Annotated in this window: 2 tRNA genes and 2 rRNA genes (1 of these 4 cut by a window edge); all 4 read right to left on the reverse strand. The window is 46.4% G+C overall.

The features are described from left to right. A 23S ribosomal RNA gene (locus GZ212_RS16005) occupies positions 1-555 on the reverse strand; it reaches 2,266 nt to the left of the window's first position. 126 nt (positions 556-681) lie between these two features. Next, positions 682-755, reverse strand: a tRNA-Ala gene (locus tag GZ212_RS16010). 155 nt (positions 756-910) lie between these two features. Next, a tRNA-Ile gene (locus GZ212_RS16015) sits at positions 911-984 on the reverse strand. Between the two features lie 90 nt (positions 985-1,074). Continuing rightward, positions 1,075-2,592, reverse strand: a 16S ribosomal RNA gene (locus GZ212_RS16020). Together the 16S and 23S rRNA genes with 2 tRNA genes alongside form the textbook arrangement of a ribosomal RNA operon. Positions 2,593-3,065: the final 473 nt, after the last annotated feature.

Raw genomic sequence — 3,065 nt, forward strand, 5'->3', positions numbered from 1 at the left:
CGCTTGTAAGCGTATGGTTTCAGGTTCTCTTTCACTCCGTTATTCACGGTTCTTTTCACCTTTCCCTCACGGTACTAGTCCACTATCGGTCTCTCAGGAGTATTTAGCCTTACCGGATGGTCCCGGCAGATTCACACAGGGTTCCACGTGCCCCGCGCTACTCAGGATACTGCTATGATTAACTGTCGTTACCTGTACGGGACTATCACCCCCTACGGTGCGTCTTTCCAAACGCTTCCAGTTCCTAAAGCAATCAATGTCGCAGTCCTACAACCCCAGCATTGCCGTAACAATACTGGTTTGGGCTAATCCGCGTTCGCTCGCCACTACTAACGGAATCACTTTTGTTTTCTCTTCCTCCGGGTACTTAGATGTTTCAGTTCCCCGGGTTCGCCTCCTTTCGGATACTATGTCTTCAACATAGCGGGTTGCCCCATTCGGATATCCATGGATCACAGTGTATGTGCCACTCCCCACGGCTTTTCGCAGCTTATCACGTCCTTCTTCGCCTCTGAGAGCCTAGGCATCCCCCATACGCCCTTATTTAGCTTATTGTACTTTTTGTCTTTTCAATGAGTTTATTATTGCTCGTTACAATAATTTATGTTTTTAGATATTTTCTATCTAATTTTCATGTATCTTTTTTCAATATGTCAATGAACTTATGCCCCTTAGGGCTCGTGGAGAATATCGGAGTCGAACCGATGACCTCCTGCGTGCAAGGCAGGCGCTCTAGCCAGCTGAGCTAATCCCCCATTTCTCTTCAGTAGTCGGTAATCAGTTAACAGTTATCAGTTAATCGATGACCTATACGTCAACTTGGGATACCCAACTTCTAAAATTTCCTTTCAATCTTGTAATGAACGTTTTCAATCCACAATTGCATCCGCAATCCTTCGTTGAAGATTCGTAGTCTCAGGCAGACTCGAACTGCCGACCTCTACATTATCAGTGTAGCGCTCTAACCAGCTGAGCTATGAGACTCTCTACTTTATTATAGATATCTTAATTAAATCGACAGCAGGAGAATAAACCGAAATGTGTATTTCCAACCTCTTAGTCGTCTTTCTCTAGAAAGGAGGTGTTCCAGCCGCACCTTCCGGTACGGCTACCTTGTTACGACTTAGCCCTAGTTACCGATTTTACCCTAGGCCGCTCCTCTCGGTGACGGACTTCAGGCACTCCCAGCTTCCATGGCTTGACGGGCGGTGTGTACAAGGCCCGGGAACGTATTCACCGGATCATGGCTGATATCCGATTACTAGCGATTCCAGCTTCACGGAGTCGAGTTGCAGACTCCGATCCGAACTGTGATAGGTTTTGTGGATTCGCTCCTGCTCGCGCAGTGGCTGCCCTCTGTACCTACCATTGTAGCACGTGTGTAGCCCAGGACGTAAGGGCCGTGATGATTTGACGTCATCCCCACCTTCCTCGCGGTTTGCACCGGCAGTCTTGCTAGAGTTCCCATCTTTACATGCTGGCAACTAACAACAGGGGTTGCGCTCGTTATAGGACTTAACCTGACACCTCACGGCACGAGCTGACGACAACCATGCAGCACCTTGTAAGTAGTCCGAAGAAAGATCTATCTCTAAATCATGCAACTTACATTTAAGCCCTGGTAAGGTTCCTCGCGTATCATCGAATTAAACCACATGCTCCACCGCTTGTGCGGGCCCCCGTCAATTCCTTTGAGTTTCATTCTTGCGAACGTACTCCCCAGGTGGGTCACTTATCACTTTCGCTTAGCCACTCAGACCGAAGTCCGAACAGCTAGTGACCATCGTTTACGGCGTGGACTACCAGGGTATCTAATCCTGTTCGCTCCCCACGCTTTCGTCCATCAGTGTCAGTACATTGTTAGTGATCTGCCTTCGCAATCGGTATTCTATGTAATATCTATGCATTTCACCGCTACACTACATATTCTAACCACTTCACAATGACTCAAGATTATCAGTATCAAAGGCAATTCTACAGTTGAGCTGCAGGCTTTCACCTCTGACTTAACAATCCACCTACGGACCCTTTAAACCCAATGATTCCGGATAACGCTTGCATCCTCCGTATTACCGCGGCTGCTGGCACGGAGTTAGCCGATGCTTATTCATACGGTACCGTCAGCTCCCCTCACGAGGGGAGGTTTCTTCCCGTATAAAAGCAGTTTACAACCCATAGGGCAGTCTTCCTGCACGCGGCATGGCTGGATCAGGCTCTCGCCCATTGTCCAATATTCCTCACTGCTGCCTCCCGTAGGAGTCTGGTCCGTGTCTCAGTACCAGTGTGGGGGATCCCCCTCTCAGGGCCCCTATCTATCGTAGCCTAGGTGTGCCGTTACCACACCTACTAGCTAATAGAACGCATGCCCATCTCTTACCGCCGGAACTTTAATATAAAAATGATGCCATTCATATATATTATGGGGCATTAATCCAAGTTTCCCTGGGCTATTCCCCTGTAAGAGGTAGGTTGCATACGCGTTACGCACCCGTGCGCCGGTCTCAAAATAGCAAGCTATTTCTACCCCTCGACTTGCATGTGTTAGGCCTGCCGCTAGCGTTCATCCTGAGCCAGGATCAAACTCTTCATCGTTAAATCTTATAAATCTTTAACAACTTTAAGACTGAAAAGGGACTCAAAATGGTTTATTCTCTTGTTGTGAAAAGTACCGTTTCCAGTACCTTTCTACGCTGTCAATTCAATATGTCTATGAACTTTCTTATCTTCTTTCTTAACTCGTTTCCTCGTTAAGCGGGTGCAAATATAAAACCCTTTTTTTAACCTCACAATAGTTTTGATACTTTTTTTTGAAAATTTTTTCGAAGACTGTTTTCCCCGTTTCCATTCCCAAAATACCAACACCTTTATAAGAACTTTGCTACTCATAACTCTCGCTATTTTTGCGGCTGCAAACATACAACCTTTTTTGATTCTACAAACATGTTTTTGATATTTTTTTTGGTTTTTTTTTGACCGGCCTTAAAACCAATCCCTTAACCCCAGTATCTCAAACTTTCTATGAACTTACGCTCCCGGTTTCCCCGTTTGCGGGTGCAAATATACCA

It is taken from the genome of Mangrovimonas sp. CR14 (assembly GCF_011764015.1).
Lineage (GTDB): Bacteria > Bacteroidota > Bacteroidia > Flavobacteriales > Flavobacteriaceae > Mangrovimonas > Mangrovimonas futianensis.